15 protein-coding genes are annotated in these 16,214 nt (G+C 39.3%); 3 read left to right on the forward strand and 12 right to left on the reverse strand.

Going from position 1 to position 16,214, the window contains the following annotated elements; translation table 11 throughout:
* Positions 1–104 precede the first annotated feature (104 nt).
* Positions 105–2,600, forward strand: coding sequence for a S8 family serine peptidase (locus H4J75_RS18330; RefSeq protein WP_182214015.1), 2,496 nt, complete (start codon positions 105–107; stop codon positions 2,598–2,600).
* 244 nt (positions 2,601–2,844) lie between these two features.
* On the opposite strand, the gene H4J75_RS18335 is transcribed toward H4J75_RS18330, so the two are convergent.
* Genes H4J75_RS18335 through H4J75_RS18360 form a run of 6 tightly spaced genes read right to left on the reverse strand, consistent with a single transcriptional unit; the run spans position 2,845 to position 8,634 of the window.
* The gene (locus tag H4J75_RS18335) at positions 2,845–3,177 is read right to left on the reverse strand and encodes a Na+/H+ antiporter subunit G (RefSeq protein ID WP_070374293.1); all 333 of its coding nucleotides are present in this window, start codon (positions 3,175–3,177) and stop codon (positions 2,845–2,847) included.
* A 10-nt stretch (positions 3,178–3,187) separates the two neighbouring features.
* Complete coding sequence (locus H4J75_RS18340; protein ID WP_182176009.1) at positions 3,188–3,457, reverse strand: K+/H+ antiporter subunit F; 270 nt, start codon at positions 3,455–3,457, stop codon at positions 3,188–3,190.
* A complete protein-coding gene (locus H4J75_RS18345; protein WP_070374295.1) occupies positions 3,451–3,987 on the reverse strand; it encodes a Na+/H+ antiporter subunit E in 537 nt (178 codons plus the stop codon). Before H4J75_RS18345 ends, H4J75_RS18340 begins: the two co-directional genes overlap by 7 nt.
* Entirely contained in the window at positions 3,987–5,504 is a 1,518-nt protein-coding gene (locus tag H4J75_RS18350; RefSeq protein ID WP_182214016.1) for a monovalent cation/H+ antiporter subunit D, read from the reverse strand. Before H4J75_RS18350 ends, H4J75_RS18345 begins: the two co-directional genes overlap by 1 nt.
* Complete coding sequence (locus tag H4J75_RS18355; RefSeq protein WP_070374297.1) at positions 5,501–5,845, reverse strand: Na+/H+ antiporter subunit C; 345 nt, start codon at positions 5,843–5,845, stop codon at positions 5,501–5,503. The genes H4J75_RS18350 and H4J75_RS18355 overlap by 4 nt, the downstream gene beginning before the upstream one ends.
* Positions 5,845–8,634: a monovalent cation/H+ antiporter subunit A gene (locus tag H4J75_RS18360; RefSeq protein WP_182214018.1), complete on the reverse strand. Its 2,790-nt coding sequence runs from the start codon at positions 8,632–8,634 to the stop codon at positions 5,845–5,847. The genes H4J75_RS18355 and H4J75_RS18360 overlap by 1 nt, the downstream gene beginning before the upstream one ends.
* Before the next feature lie 279 nt (positions 8,635–8,913).
* Between H4J75_RS18360 and H4J75_RS18365 the strand changes: the two genes are divergently transcribed.
* Positions 8,914–9,387, forward strand: coding sequence for an Lrp/AsnC family transcriptional regulator (locus tag H4J75_RS18365; protein ID WP_070374299.1), 474 nt, complete (start codon positions 8,914–8,916; stop codon positions 9,385–9,387).
* A 74-nt stretch (positions 9,388–9,461) separates the two neighbouring features.
* Here H4J75_RS18365 and H4J75_RS18370 read toward each other — a convergent pair whose 3' ends face one another.
* From H4J75_RS18370 to H4J75_RS18390, 5 genes are all read right to left on the reverse strand, one after another.
* On the reverse strand, positions 9,462–10,130 hold the full coding sequence (locus tag H4J75_RS18370) for a hypothetical protein (protein ID WP_182222897.1): 669 nt from the start codon (positions 10,128–10,130) through the stop codon (positions 9,462–9,464).
* A 164-nt stretch (positions 10,131–10,294) separates the two neighbouring features.
* Positions 10,295–11,668 (reverse strand): DUF3300 domain-containing protein, encoded by a 1,374-nt coding sequence (locus H4J75_RS18375; protein WP_182222898.1) that lies wholly within the window; start codon positions 11,666–11,668, stop codon positions 10,295–10,297.
* 105 nt (positions 11,669–11,773) lie between these two features.
* A complete protein-coding gene (locus H4J75_RS18380; protein WP_182222899.1) occupies positions 11,774–13,111 on the reverse strand; it encodes an ATP-binding protein in 1,338 nt (445 codons plus the stop codon).
* 26 nt (positions 13,112–13,137) lie between these two features.
* Positions 13,138–13,812 carry a response regulator transcription factor gene (locus H4J75_RS18385; protein ID WP_070374303.1) on the reverse strand — a complete coding sequence of 225 codons (675 nt, stop codon included), beginning with the start codon at positions 13,810–13,812 and terminating at the stop codon, positions 13,138–13,140.
* A 5-nt stretch (positions 13,813–13,817) separates the two neighbouring features.
* Positions 13,818–14,105: a PepSY domain-containing protein gene (locus H4J75_RS18390; RefSeq protein WP_182214025.1), complete on the reverse strand. Its 288-nt coding sequence runs from the start codon at positions 14,103–14,105 to the stop codon at positions 13,818–13,820.
* Positions 14,106–14,405: 300 nt separating this feature from the next.
* Between H4J75_RS18390 and H4J75_RS18395 the strand changes: the two genes are divergently transcribed.
* Positions 14,406–15,254: a choice-of-anchor H family protein gene (locus H4J75_RS18395; protein WP_182222900.1), complete on the forward strand. Its 849-nt coding sequence runs from the start codon at positions 14,406–14,408 to the stop codon at positions 15,252–15,254.
* A 95-nt stretch (positions 15,255–15,349) separates the two neighbouring features.
* Here the strand turns inward: H4J75_RS18395 and H4J75_RS18400 are convergent.
* A partial coding sequence (locus H4J75_RS18400; protein ID WP_182222901.1) for a molecular chaperone DnaJ occupies positions 15,350–16,214 on the reverse strand: 865 nt, incomplete at its 5' end.

The following is a 16,214-nucleotide window of genomic DNA, read 5'->3' on the forward strand; positions in this document are numbered from 1 at the left end:
AACCCATAGCTAGAAATATTTAGAAAGAAAGGAATTCAGCCTAATAATTGTCTGTAGGCTACACATAATTTAATTAACGATTAAAAATAAACATGGAGCAAAACATGAAAGCAAAATTATCAGCTTTAACATTGGCGTTACTACCTTTGTTCGCTAATGCATCACTAGACCTTAGCTCGAAAGAAGGTCTTACTTATAAATCAGACTCAGTGATTGTTGTCTATAAAGATAGCGCATCTAAATTTGACCGTCGTGCTGCCCGCAGCATAGTGCGAGCTAAAATTTCTGATTTAAACAATGACGAAATTGATGATAAATATCGCAACTTGAAAAAAGGCCGTATCGCGAAATTTACCCTTGATAATATTTCAGTCAAAAGTGCACTTGAAAAACTCCGTAAAAACCCAGCTGTCTTATATGCTGAACCTGATTATATTGTTCATGCAAGCGTAACACCTGACGATAGTAGCTTCGCTGACCTTTGGGGCATGAATAATACCGGTCAAGGTGGTGGTGTTGCCGATGCAGATATCGATGCTCCTGAAGCATGGGATATATCTACGGGTAGTCATGATGTGATCATTGGTGTTATTGATACCGGTGTTGATCATACACACCCTGATTTAATGGCGAATGTCTGGACTAACCCTGCAGAAATATCGGGTGACGGTATTGATAACGATGGCAATGGTTTTATCGATGATATGCATGGTATCAATGCGATTACCGGTGTGGGTGATCCTATGGATGACGCAGGTCATGGTAGTCATGTTTCAGGTACGATTGGAGCAACAGGCAACAATGGGCTAGGTGTAGTTGGTGTTAACCACAATGTATCTATTATAGGTTGTAAATTCCTTAGTGCATCGGGTTCTGGTAGCCTTTCTGACGCATTAACCTGTATTGATTACTTCGTTGATTTAAAAAATAATGGCATAAACGTACGTGCTACTAATAACAGTTGGGGCGGAGGCGGATTTAGCCAAGCACTTTCTGATGCAATTACTTCGTCTGAAGAAGCTAACATCTTGTTTGTTGCCGCCGCAGGTAACGATGCATACGACAACGATGCGCAAAGCAGCTATCCTTCTGGCTACCCGCATGATTCAGTCTTAGCCGTAGCAAGTACAACGCGTACTGATAGTATGTCTAGTTTTTCACAGTGGGGCTTAACCACTGTTGATTTAGGTGCTCCAGGCTCTGATATTTTATCAACAGTACCCGGTGGTGGCTACGCATCATATTCAGGCACTTCGATGGCGACGCCACATGTTACCGGTGCGGCAGCATTAGCCTGGTCAGTAAATCCTGAACTGAGTGCGATTGAAATGAAAGCACTCTTAATGAGCTCTGGTGATGATAACGCTGCACTTGCAGGTAAAACAGTATCAGGAAAACGCTTGAACGTTAATAATGCACTAAACGATGCGGATCCAACACCTGGTTTTACGCTTGCAGCAACACCAGGTTCAAACACTATTGAAGCTGGCGAAACAGCAACTTACAGCTTTAATGTTGGTTCTGTTGCCGATTGGAACGGTGAAGTTAGCTTAACTTTAGATGGCTCACTTGCTGGTGCAACATTATCAACAGATACTGCAACGCCAGGTGCAACATTTGAACTGAGTGTACCAACAACAGCGGAAACACAATGGGGTGAATATACTTTTGTGGTAACGGGAACAAGTGATGATTTAGTTAAAGCATCTACTGTTCGCTTAATGGTTAATCCACAAGGGTTGAACGAGTTTACTTACACGAATGATGAGGTTATTAGTATTCCTGATAACAATTCAGAAGGTATTTCTTCAACCATTAATGTTGCAGATGAACTTACCGTTTTTGCTTCTGATATTTATGTAAATATTACTCATACGTGGATTGGCGACTTAACCGTCATGTTAACATCTCCTTCAGGGACTACGGCACCACTGCACAGTGCATCAGGTGGCGGCGACGATAACATTGATAGTACCTTTAGCTCTTCAGCTTTCAACGGCGAAGTAGCCACGGGTGACTGGATATTAAGTGTTGCTGATAATGCAGCGGCAGATACCGGCACATTAAACAACTGGGCACTGACTATTACTGGTATTGGTGAAACACTTCCTAGCGCACCACAAGCGAGCTTTACTTATCAAGCAGACGGTCTAACCGCTACGTTTACGGATAGCAGCACTGATAGAAATGACGATATGGTTAGCTGGGATTGGAGCTTCGGCGACGGTGCTATATCGAGCGCACAAAACCCTGTACATACTTTCGCTGCAACGGGTAACTATGAAGTTACACTTACCGTTACAGATAGCGAAGGTTTAAACACTACAGAAAATATGCTGGTCACTGTTTCATCAGTAAGTATTGAAGCCGCGGTTAAACGTGCATACAAGTCTCGTTTAGGTCGCTTACGTGTTGATATTACTTGGGAAGGTACTTCAGCAGATAGTGTAGATATTTTCCGTAATGGTGTAAAAATTGATACGGTAGAAAATGCGGGTATTTACCGTGACCGTGAACGTCGCACAACAGGTAGCCAATTCGTGTATCAAATTTGTGACGCATCAACAGCATGTTCAAATGAAGTAACCGTTAACTTCTAAGCTTCATTTAACAGAAGATGACCAGGCAATAAAACGCCAGATAATAGTTATAACACCGATATATTAAGTATTAGATACTGATGTTATAGCTATCTAAAAATCCCTAACAATTAAAACAGTTAGGGATTTTTTATTTTAATAAGGTGTTGATATTCAGTTAAATAATGTAAAAAAAACACTGAGCATCAAGACGGTCAGTGTTTTATATTTAACAGATACTTTATTGAGTTAACGCTAGAAAAGATTAAACATCATCTTCAATGTTATCTATGCCTTTTGTGCGTTCTATACTCTCAAGCTTGTGATGAATCGCCGCTTTAATCATCATATAGGCACTGATGGGTGCAGTAAGTAATAAAAATAGCGAGATCAGTATTTCTTTTACGCTAAACCCTGTATGAGTAGTACTAAAAAAGATCATCGCAGCAGTTAACAACGATGCCATGCCGAGTGTTGTAGCTTTAGTGGGTCCATGAAGTCGCATAAAAAAATCTGGCATTTTTACTAAGCCAATAGAGCCAACGAGTACAAAAGAGCCGCCAATTAATAATAATATTGAAATAATCCATTCTGCCATAACTTACCCCTTACTCTATAATATCGCCACGCAGCAAATACTTACATACCGCAACAGTACTAACAAATCCTAACATAGCGATTAACAGCGCTGCTTCAAAATATAATGCAGTGCCCATACTCATACCGTATAAAATGATCAATGCGATTGTATTGATATACATCGTATCGAGTGCAAGTATTCTATCGGGTATAGAAGGTCCCATTAATAAGCGCCATACATTTAATAATAACGACAAACCTATCATAGCAAAAACAATTGAAATCACAGTTTCTAACATTGAAACATCTCCTTAAGAGGCGCTTCATAACGTTGTTTAATCATTTTTATTAAGGCCTGTTCATCTTTTAGATCTAAAACGTGTATTAGCAAAAACTGTTGTTCAAGCTTTTCACCTTCACTCAAGCTTTCTCTCCAAGGGTACACTTCAGCACTGACAGTGCCTGGCGTTAATGACACAGTACTTGCCAAAATAGTAATGGGCAAACTGTGTGTTAAGTCTAATGGTACTTTAACAAACCCAGGTGTTAGTTTTTTAGTGGGCCCTAATATTAAAATAGCAACCTGAACATTGGCCGTAATAATGTCATATAAAACCAACGCTAAATGGCGTAACGCTAAACCAGGTTTAATAATGATGGGTTGCTTTGTTCTAAACGGGCTAGTCACCAAAGGAATGACTATCGCTAAAGTAGTGGCTAAGAAAATATGCCCTGCTGACAAGCTGTTATTTAACACCAACCAGACAGTAAACAGTACCAGGCTCATTAAAGGAGCGGGTAGCCATTTAAATCGTGTTTCTAATCGCATTACTGTCCTCCTGAAAGGATAAGTTTAATGTTGTTATTAAAATCATGTAACTGGGTAGCTGCACCAATGGCATACTCACTTAATGGTCCAGCAAAAATAGTCATTAATGGTGCACCAGAGATGAGAATAAGCAAGGCGACTAATTGCGCTGGATGAACACGTTCTTGCTTTGTATCAGTAGTTATTTTAGCATGATGATGCCAAAATAAAGTGCTACCGGCTTTAGACACAGCAAATAATATAGCTAAACTTGCAAAAAGATATATTGGCCAAAACACCAAGGTATATTCAGCATTTAAAGTTGCTTTAAGCAGCCATACTTTTCCAATGAAACCAGACAAAGGTGGCATGCCTATCACCGCAATCGCTGCAATCAAAAAACAAGCGCCAAGCAACTTTGGCTGAGAAACAGCAGAGCCTGCAGAAATACGGTCGGCAACATCACCACGTTGGCGACCAATTAAGTCAGCTAAAATAAAGAGTGCTGCTGTAACCAACGTTGAGTGCACTAAGTAATAGATAGCTGCGGAAGTTGCTTCAATAGTTTGTACCGCAACTAATGCAACCAAGGTACCCACCGACACAATCACCAAATTAGCGATTAACTTTCTTAAATCTTTACTGGCTAAAACACCTACCGCGCCCATAGCAATTGTAGCAAGCCCTAACCACCACAACCAACTTTGCGCCATATGAGTTAATTCGCCCGCTTCATCACCAAATATAAGTGTATAAACACGCATCATTGAATAGACACCCACTTTGGTCATAATGGCAAATAATGCCGCGACAACAGGTATTGCTGTTGCATAAGTATTAGGTAACCATAAATGTAGTGGTAGCAAAGCGCCTTTTAAAGCAAATACCACCAATAATAACATCCCACCAATTTTGGCTAAGTAAACATCATCACCTTGTAAAAGTGCTACTTTCTGAGCCATATCAGCCATATTTAGTGTACCTAATACACCATATAAAATCCCTAAAGCAATCAAGAAAATCGCTGAGCCAACCAGATTAAGGATCACGTACTGCAAAGCAACTCGGGTATTTTTTTTATCTCCACCATGCATTAGCAACGAATACGAGGCGATAAGTAATACTTCAAAAAAGACGAATAGATTAAAAGCATCACCGGTTAAGAATGCGCCGTTGACCCCTAAAATTAAAAAATGTACAAGTGGATGAAAAAAACTCCCTTTATCATCATCTCCTGCACTCGCATATAACACACAGACAACACCGAGCAATGTCGTTAAACACACTAATAATGTCGAGAGGGGATCAGCAACGAGTACAATACCAAAGGGTGCACTCCAATCGCCGATAGCATAAACCTGAGTACCATCAGCTTGGACTTTGAGTAGTAAAGCCAATGAGACGGCAAATGTAAAAACGCTGAGTACGACAGAAGCCACTCTTCGGGTACTTTTATTGGAGCCAAAGGGAGGCATCAATAAAATAACACCCGCGAGTATGGGCAATAAAATCGGTAAAAAGGTCAAATTCTGGATCATACGTTTACCTTTTTATCTTTTTCTGGCTGGCCATCTACATGGTCACTGCCTAGATCTGCTCGCCCTCTGATAGCTAAAATAACCACGAAGGCAGTCATTGCAAAACCAATAACTATCGCGGTTAACACTAAAGCTTGTGGCAATGGATCGGTATATTCTGAAGAGGTTCCAAGCACCGCAGCATTATTGATGCTAAGCCGCCCAGATGAAAACAGAAATAAATTAACCGCGTAAGAAAACATCGTTAGCCCTAATACGATAGGGAACGTTCTAGAACGTAAGATTAGAAACACGCCACAAGACACTAAAAGCCCAACGCAGGATGCGTAAAGTAATTCCATTAAATTTTCACCTCTTCTTTAGGCCCGCTCGCTAATTGACCAAGACTTGCCAAAATCATTAATGTCGCGCCTACAACTGTAATATAAACACCCAGATCAAAGATCAGTGCACTGGCAAGTTCAATTTTACCAATAATGGGAATATCGAAATAGTCAAACCACGTAGTCATGAACGGCCTACCAAAGAACCAACTACCCACACCAGTAAATGTCGCAATAGCAATTCCTGAGGCAATAATTTTCCGATAATTAATCGTTAAACGAGTAGATATCCAGGCTGAGCCGTGTGCAATATACTGTAAAATAAAGGCAACTGAGGTCACTAAACCTGCAATAAATCCACCACCTGGAAGATTATGACCACGTAAGAAAATATAAAACGAGATCATTAATGCCAAGGGGAGTAATGACTGAGAAATACTGGCTAATAAAATAGGGTAACGCTCTTTCGCCCATAGTCGCCCTTCACTATCCCTAACAGGAAGAAGTAACGGTAGGTTGATTAAAAGCTTATAAATACCCAGCGCAGCAATACCTAATACGCAAATTTCACCTAAGGTGTCAAAGCCGCGAAAATCAACCAAAATAACATTAACAACGTTGGTACCGCCGCCACCTGTTTTAGCATTGGCTAAGAAAAATTCTGATATTGACTCAAGTGGGCGGGTAATTAATGCATAGCAAATACTCGCGACGACAACCCCTAAAGCAGCAGAGATCCCTAAATCGCGTACCACACGTAAAGAGCTAGATTCTTTGGGTGAATGCTGTGGCAAGAAAAACAAGGCCAGCATCAGTAAAACAATAGTGACGACTTCAACCGTTAATTGCGTTAAGGCTAAATCAGGTGCTGAGAAGCGAGTAAACACGACAGACACCATTAAACCAACAACTGATATCATTAATAACGACACCACTCTTGCACGGTACCAAATCACCGTACTTATTGCGCCAATCATTAATAATGCTGCGCCAATCGCGTTATGAAGATCAATTGGCGTCAATTCTTTTTGCCCGCTTAGTTGGTGCATTTCAAATAATGGCCAACCAGCAAAGATTAAAACAAAAACAAACATTAGCATTAGATAACGTTGTAAAGAACCATTTTCTATGTCGTTTATTTTTCGCTGACTCCACTTTGTGATGAGATATATACTGTCATCAAAAGCCTTCTTGGCGTTCAAGTTAGGCATAGATGCCTGAAATTGAAACAGATAACGTCGCTGGGTATACAGAAATAAACCACCGATTACGGCTATAGCACTCATCAAGAGTGGCAAATTAAAACCGTGCCATAACGCAACTTTAAATTCAGGAACATATCCACCGAGTACGGCAAAAGACGCTGCTTTTAAAATGTCATCAATAATAAAGTTAGGGAATACCCCGACGATTAAACATAAAGCGACCAGTATTTCGATAGGCACTCGCATATAACGCGGTGGCTCACTGGGTTGTTTAGGTAAATCTATAGGGTCACCATTAAAGAAAACATCGTGGATAAAGCGAGCTGAGTAAGCCACAGCTAATGCTCCTGCAACGGTAGCAAGTACAGGTATAAGCCAAGACATAGACCCAAGTAATTGTTGATGCAGTGTTTCAGCAAAAAACATTTCTTTTGACAAGAAACCATTTAACAGCGGTACACCGGCCATCGCGGCCGCAGCAACCATGGCTAACGTCGCGGTATAAGGCATAAATCGCCACATACCGTTGAGTTTCCGCATGTCACGCGTACCCGTTTCATGATCAATAATACCCGTTGCCATAAATAATGAAGCTTTAAATATGGCATGATTGATTATATGAAAAATGGCAGCAACAGCGGCAAGCTTAGTGTCCAAACCAAATAATAAAGTGATTAACCCTAAATGACTGATCGTTGAATAGGCTAACAGCCCTTTTAAATCATGTTTAAATAACGCAATATAAGCGCCGAGTAACATGGTAGTTAATCCGGTTAAACTCACCAGAATAAACCATATATCGGTTCCCGCTAATGCAGGATAAAAACGCGCTAATAAGAAAATCCCAGCCTTTACCATAGTAGCAGAATGTAGATAAGCACTAACCGGCGTTGGCGCAGCCATAGCATGAGGTAGCCAAAAGTGAAAAGGAAACTGTGCCGATTTTGTGAAAGCGCCCAGTAAGACTAAAATTAGAGTGATTTCATACCAAGCATGCGCTTGAATAATTTCTCTGCTCGCTAAGATAGCATCTAAATTGTAACTACCAACGATATTACCCAGTAAAAGCAAACCCGCCAGCAATGCTAAACCACCACCACCGGTTACGATTAAGGCCATGATTGCGCCCTTTCGTGCCTCGGGTTTATGCCACCAATAGCTAATTAACAAAAACGAACTAATACTGGTTAGCTCCCAAAAGAACCAGAGCTGAATGATATTATTCGACATGACAATACCAAGCATCGCTGTCATAAATAACATCAAATAAGCATAAAGCTTGGGCATAGAGTCTTTACTACTGAGGTAATAACGGGCATAAAAGATAACTAATATGCCTATTCCTAAGATCATAAATACAAACAACAGCGCTAAGCCATCTAAACGAAAGGCGATATCTATACCCAGTAAAGGGATCCAAGAGATTGTTTCCCTAATAACCTTGCCAGCAAAAATAGCTGGCGCTAAGCTAATCGTCATCAATAATGCAATGATAGGCATTAACAACGTCAAAGCAGTTGATTGATTACGTGTTAATTTTCCCGTTCTTGAGGAAATAATACTGCCAAGTAACGATAGCAAGGGTATCCAAAGCAAAGTCATAGAGTAAGCCTTTTTATTTTTATAATTATAAGTAATGACATCGGAACATAGACATAATATGTCGCTAAACTAAATTTAACAACATTATCTCCTTATAAAAGTGTAATTGAAATTAATTTAAAAGCACTTAAGTATAAACTGAATAAAAGTTAAGCGACGAATATTCGGAAAAGCATTGTTTTTTTCGACGATTGTTTGATTATCAACCACAGTGCATTGGTTAATAAGAGAATAGTCGGTATAGTGTTAATTTACTATATAAATAGAAGACTTACCATAATGAAAAAATTAGATGATATAGATTTACGCATTTTAACTATTTTATATCGCGATGCTGATATCACTAATAAAGAGTTAGCTTCTCAAATAGGGGTGGCACCTTCTACGTGTTTAGAGCGTGTAAAGCGTATGAAACATAAAAATATAATTACCGGCGCTTGTATCGAGATTGATTTCAAAAGTTTAGGTGGAAATATAGAAGCCATTGCCGCTATTCGCTTGCAGCCCTATTCTGAAGATATTGTTAACAACCTTCGCGACGATTTACTTAAACTTCCTGAAATTGTTAGCTTATATCACATGGGCGGCAGCTATGATTATTTCATTCATATGTCAGTTAAAGACAGTGAACATTTACGACAGTTTGTCTTCAATGCAATTACCTCAAGAGATGAAGTAACCACCGTAGAAACCTCTCTTATTTTTGAACACAGTCGCAGCGGGGTATTGCCCAACTTTGATGATGAGGACTAATCAGTCTGAGTAATTATGCGATAGTGCTTTAACGCTAGAAGCCTCGTTTTAAAGAAGGCTTCTATTTATAGTAATTATTTTTCAAAGTCTTTGCTTTCAAAATACAGTGGACTTATTGTGCCGCAATTGAGGAACTTATACAGCAGCTCAGTTTCTTTTGGCACGGCTGCTGAAGTACGAAAACGTGGCAAGCACCCTGCTTCTACGTCAATATTTAGTAAATGTGAAAAGCTAGGTGCTTTTTGAATTTTATGAATATAAATTTTATAATTCTTTTTCAAATCAACAACGTCATACTCTTGCTGATTACTAGAATCCTGTATATCGTCTAGTTCACGAACGTATAATTTTTTAGCAAAGGTCAAGGGGATATTTTCATAAACCAATATTCCCCCTCGAGAAAAATGCCCTGCGTATACATCAGCCATAATGACCATTTCCTCGCCTCGCATCAAACGTTGCAAATTAAAAGGCTTGGCTTTTATCGTCGTTAATTGCCCATCACGTACGGTTTGCAAAAGTGCTAAATCTTTATTCTCAATTTTATATAATAACTGTACATTACTCGGCCTATTATATGTTGTCATCACCGAAGCATATATAGCAGAACGCTGAACAAAGAGCACCATATTATGTTCACCCATAAATGAAGGGTCTATTGGTGGCAACTCTTTAACTTCTTCATTAGCAAAGCTGGTTGAATTTAATATAATTAAGAGTAAAACAAGTAAAAGTCTTTTCATTAAAGTTCGCTCGATAAAATGTGTTTGACGTTAGGCCAACACGAGTGATTGGTCTAATTATAAAAGGTGATTATAAACCATCTATAAAAAAAGGCTAAATGAATTAACATTCAACCAATTTGTTATAAAAATACAGCGCTATAAATATAAAGTGACTAATATCGTTACTTGTCAGTCTTTGAACGCTTTGTTTTAACTATCCTAATTTGTTTATCATGCTTTTCGTTTGAACGCTTTGTTTTAATGACCCTACTTTGGTTATCATGCTTTTTGTTTGAACCTTGTCTTTTAGAACTAATTGAAGTATTAGCAGAACGATAAGTATGTTGCTTGGCACTTTTCTTATCGATGTTAGTGGCAAGCTGTTTGGGCCTTTCTTTATTTACAGTTCGACTCGCTCGGTAAACCTTTTCGGCTTTAGTTTTTTTAGACTGATCATAAGATCTGTGCTGTCTTGTTGTCGGCTTTGATACATGTTTTGATACAGGTTTTGAAAAAGTATTTGTCGCCTTGTCAGTGATACGGTTTACTCGTCGAGCGCTTTCATTGGGCTTGTGCCTTATGGTAGATAGAGCTCGCTTGGTATTACCTTGTAGCTTATTGTGCACGACAGCATGATTTCTATTGCTAGATTCGCTGCTCCTTACTCGCTTGTCCTTATACTTAACGCGAGTATGCTTGTTTCGATAAGCCACACCTTTACGGTGAACGGGCTGGTGTCTCCAACGTTTAGCATAGCCACCATTAGCAATTAAGTGACGAGGACGCTGTTCATAGTAGCGATATGAAGAACGACGAGTATTCGCTACAACCACCTGGCGATTATGCCAATGAAAAGCACTAAAAAAATAATCAAACGAAATATGAACGCCAGCATGCCAATAGAAAGGATTGGAGCGACTTACATAAACACTACGCTGAGGTTGCCAGTAAACAGGAGGATAAGATGACCAATGCCAAGCACCATAAACCATGCGTGTATCATAATACGGCACATAAACAATCTCCTTCTCTCTTGCTTCAATAACAATATTACTGTCTTGATAGCTAACCTCCATATTATCCATTTCACCAAGGTTTCCGGCAAGTTGAGCTTGCTTTCTTAACCGTTGAATACTTTCTAATAATATCGACTCATCTTGTAAAAAAGCATCACCGAGCTGTTGAGTCCAGGTTAAATCTTCACTAAGTCGGCTAAGAATACGCTCAAAAGGCACTAATGCTTTAACACTGGCATCCCAATTAAAATCTTTTACCGCTTGAGCCACTTGCTCAGTATTTAGTCTTGTGTTTTTCTTTAGCCAGCGATGGGCTTCGATTATTTCAATAGGATAGGTAGCAGCAATTAAAATATGAGTTAATAAGCTGTCGGGATAAAGTGCAATGGGTGCTAGCATTTGTGCTAATTCAGCTTCACTAAATAGCTGCTGATCTTGTTGCACTTGTTGCTGAAGCGCTGACTGTGAAGGCTGGTACTCAGCGTACAAGTTAAAGCTAACTAAGGCAGCAAAGCTGAATAAAAACGTGACTTTTTTCATCGTTATAATCCTTATGACTAATTCTAGAACACAAAGATAACAACACTAAACTGAACGTAACCTGAACAGCTTTCTCGGCTATTTGTTAACAAAGCCTACAAGGGTTTAAAAGATAAGTGTAAAAACAGCACCATTAAGTGTTGTTGAGTTACTGATGGTTAATTGGCCTTGATAACTACTGACTAAATCATTAACAATAGCTAAACCAATACCATGACCCGCTTGATAGGTGTCTGCTCTGCCACCACGCGATAAAATAATATCGCATTGAGACGCTTCAATACCCGCGCCATCATCGGCAATTTCAATCGTTAATATTTTTGCAGAACTAATCACGCTAATGGCAATTTTATGCTTAGCCGCTTTACAGGCGTTATCGAGAAGGTTTCCTAAAATTTCCATTAAATCGGCTTCATCACCCTTAAATATAGCACTTGCATCAACATTGACGGCAAATGATAAATTCTTATCATGATATATTTTCGCTAACGTGCTGATTAGCTTGTCAACAACGGGCTTAATTTTTACACCTAAGTGCCATGAAGACTGCCCGGCACTTTGAGCTCTTTTAAGTTGATGTTCAATAATGTTATTAATTAATGTTAATTGTTCACTGGCGCTTGCTGAAATATTCTGTTGGCTTTGAATAACGGCCAGTGGATTTTTAAGGCTATGCGCTAAATCTGACAAGGCATTACGATAGCGTTTTCGTTGGTTCTCTTCCAGTGCCAATAAGGCGTTTAATTGCTGAGTCACCGGTTGTAATTCAAGAGGATAGTTGGCGTCTAGGGCTTTCTTTTGCCCTTTCTCTATATGCTCAAGCTCTTGAGATAATACAGTTAATGGTTTTAAGGTCCATAATAACCAGGCAATTTGTACAAAAACAAAGACAACCATTAATGCCAGCAGCCATGCCCATAATGTTTTTTCAAAGTCATTGAGAGCGCTTAATAAGGCTTGTTGGTCTTTTATCAGATGCAGTGTTATTTCAAAGTCTTGGCCGTTATCAGAAAAACTCGCACTAAAGCTATAAAGTAGATGAGGACTGTCCGCTAGGCTTATTTTTGAAATCAGTGTTTGCCCAACATCAGGCGATGGCAATACCGCCGTTAGAGACAAGGTCAGCAGAGATTGTGATTGCCAAAGTATTTTGTTTTTTATCGCGCCTATTTGCGTTTCTTTTGACCGTTTGGTAATTAAGGCATACAAGCCTGATTGGTTAATATTGAATTGGTTTTCTAGCAAGAGCTCCGGCATTAACAAGAGATTATTTTCAACTTCTGCCACAGTAAAAATAGAATAACTATAGGCTTTTAACTCGTTTTTCAACGCCACATTTAATTGCCGTTCAAAGGCATTCGATAAGGTTAAGCCAATAATAGGCAGCATCACTACCGTCATCGCTAACGTACTTAATAATAATCGAACTTTTAAGGAGTTCATTTACTTGGTATATCCACGTGACCTCATTAATCTAACCGCTTTAATTTATAGCCATGGCCGCGCAACGTTTCGATAAAACCATAGCTATTATCTGGGTCGAGTTTTTTTCTTAAGCGCCTGATAAATACTTCAATAACATTTGAATCGAGATCGAAGTCTTGGTCATAAATATGTTCAGTCAGTGTTGCCTTTGAAGTCACTTCGTCAAGGTGAAGCATCATATATTCAAGTAACTTATATTCTGAACTACTTAACTTTATTGCCTTATTATCAACTTCAACCTGCAAGCTTTTGGTATTAAGACTTAACGGGCCATTCTTTATTAACGGACTTGCTTGCCCTGCAGAACGTCTGATCAGTGCATTTAAGCGGGCGAGTAATTCTTCAGCTTGAAAAGGTTTGGTTAAATAATCATCGGCTCCAGCATCTAAGCCAGCCACTTTATCCTGCCAACTATCTCTTGCAGTTAACACCAAAATGGGAAAGTCGATATTTTTTTCACGCAGAGATCTAATCACACTGATACCGTCTATTATAGGTAAACCAACATCTATAATAGCAGCGTCGTATGGATATTCTTGCCCTTGAAATAAGCCTGTTTCGCCATCACTCGCCACATCGACTAGATAATGAGCGGCAGTTAAATGGGCATATAGGTTTTGCTGTAAAGCAATATCGTCTTCAATAAATAACAACCGCATAGTGATCACCCTCCATTAATCTTCCCTGTCTTAGCATCAACATAAATAGAAATGATATGACCATCAGTTTTAATTAATTTTACCCGATAACCCGACTTTTTATTCTCAACTTTTAACACTTTTCCACCAAAACGACTTTTAGCTAATTTTGCGGCATCTTTACTACTTTTCACTTTCAACTGTTGCTGATTATTTTTTTGCATATTACTTGCTGATACACCCGTTCCTTGAGCCATTGCATCAATAGAAAGTGTAGCGATAAAAAGAAAAACTAACGGTAAAGCAAATTTCATGGTTATTCCAAAGACAAAGTTAAAAGTGAGTCTAACTATACATAGCCATAGCTTATTTAAAATTATAAACCTTAGCAACTGAATATCAGCTGAACATTCCTTTAAAGCCGCTATATCGATTTTATAACGAGGGGTAACTAGAGTTCCCACTGATAAATCAACAGATATATCATAGCTTACCAGTGAACTACTCGGCACTAAAGTACCGAGTTTTCTCGACGGTACTGATAAAGTGTTCAGCTTACATTCATCTTTACTGCGCTTTAATAGCACCACTAAACAAAGCAGGTAGGATATATTATGTTAATAAATAATAAAGCAGCGAAGTCAGTTCGTGCGAATTCACTTAAAAAAATAATGTTATTGATAACCTTTAGCATATTACCTTTAACTTATGTCACTGCCAGCGAATTAAAGGTTTTACCCGCTAGTGTTTCTCAAGGAGCACTTAAACACAATATCACTGAGTCACAGCGAAAAAAAATAATTGCAACGAATAAGCTAGCCGAGCTATCCGATCAAGTCAGCGGCAAAGCGAATGCTCACATAAGAGGCTCTACACTTAATAATCAAGCCAAGAGCACTGCACAAGCAAAAAGTGGTGAAGCCATACAAAAAGTGAGTAACCACTATGATCAGCAGTTCACTATTTATAGTGCGGCGAGTTTTCTGCAAGAAGATTATGACAGAGATGGCTATTATCAAACTTTCAGTGTGACTTTTGATGCAGACGTATATAGCTATAGCGAAAATCACCTCGCCGAAGTGTATGCTTTACTCTATCTCAGTAAAAATGGTGGCCCTTGGCAGCACTATTTCACCACAGATAATTTTCTTATAGAAGGTGATACTGATGCCGATGAATACGAAGTAATTTCTACATTTATGTCGGGCTATGAAAGTGATCACTACGATGTGTTAATCGACTTATATCAAGTTGGTTATCAGGGTATTGCTGCGAGTTACAGTGCGGATGACAGTAACGCGTTATACGCACTGCCGTTAGAGAGTGCTGAGTATGACCAGGCTTATACTGAAGTCATCGAAGTAATAGAAGTCGTCGAGATCAGACAAACTCATGGCGGCAGTCTGTTTGGCTTATTATTGGTATTACTCAGTGGTCTACTTATGCGAGTAAAGCGCCATTAATCATTAGCCAAAAAAACAAAAAAGCCACAAACAAGTTTGTGGCTTTTTTAATGTCTATATTTCAACGAGCTTTTAGCTCATCGAATGGCAGTACTTTAGCTTTTCAGGTCATCAAAAAACTTTTTAACGCCATCAAAGAAGCCGGTCTCTTTAGGGCTATGCTTTATGGTGCTTTTACCCATTTTTTCGTCTAACTGACGTAATAAATCTGCTTGATCGCCAGACAAGTTAACCGGTGTTTCTAGAACAACTTTACACATCAAGTCGCCTATTGAGTGGCTGCGTACTGATTTAACACCTTTACCACGTAAACGGAACATTTTACCCGTTTGCGTTTCTTTAGGTATTTTCAGCTTCACTTTACCTTCAAGTGTTGGTACTTCTATTTCGCCACCCAATGCTGCTGTGGTAAAGCTAATAGGCACTTCACAATAAAGGTTGTTTTCATCACGGACAAATATCTTATGATCACGTACATTTGCTTGTACATATAAATCACCTGCAGGTGCACCATGTTCACCAGCTTCACCTTCGCCTGACAAGCGAATTCTGTCACCTGTATCTACACCTGGCGGTATTTTCACTGAAAGTGTTTTGGTTTTTTCAACTCGGCCTTGACCGCGACATGAGGTACAAGGGCTAGCAATAACTTTACCTTTACCACTACATGTTGGACAAGTCTGTTGAACAGCAAACAAACCTTGACGCATTTGTACCTGGCCATGACCATGACAAGTTGTACAAGATTTTGCACTGGTACCTTTTTTAGCGCCAGAACCATCACAAGGCTCACAACTAACAAAAGTTGGTACTTTAATTTCTAAGGTTTTACCCCGAACAGCATCTTCAAGACTTAACTCTAGGTTGTAGCGAAGATCTGAACCTCGTTGTTGACGTTGTTGACGTCCGCCACCGCGGCCACCACCAAAAATAGCACCAAAAATATCACCAAACTCTTGA

The sequence above is a fragment of the Colwellia sp. BRX10-1 genome (assembly GCF_014077545.1).
Classification (GTDB): domain Bacteria; phylum Pseudomonadota; class Gammaproteobacteria; order Enterobacterales; family Alteromonadaceae; genus Colwellia_A.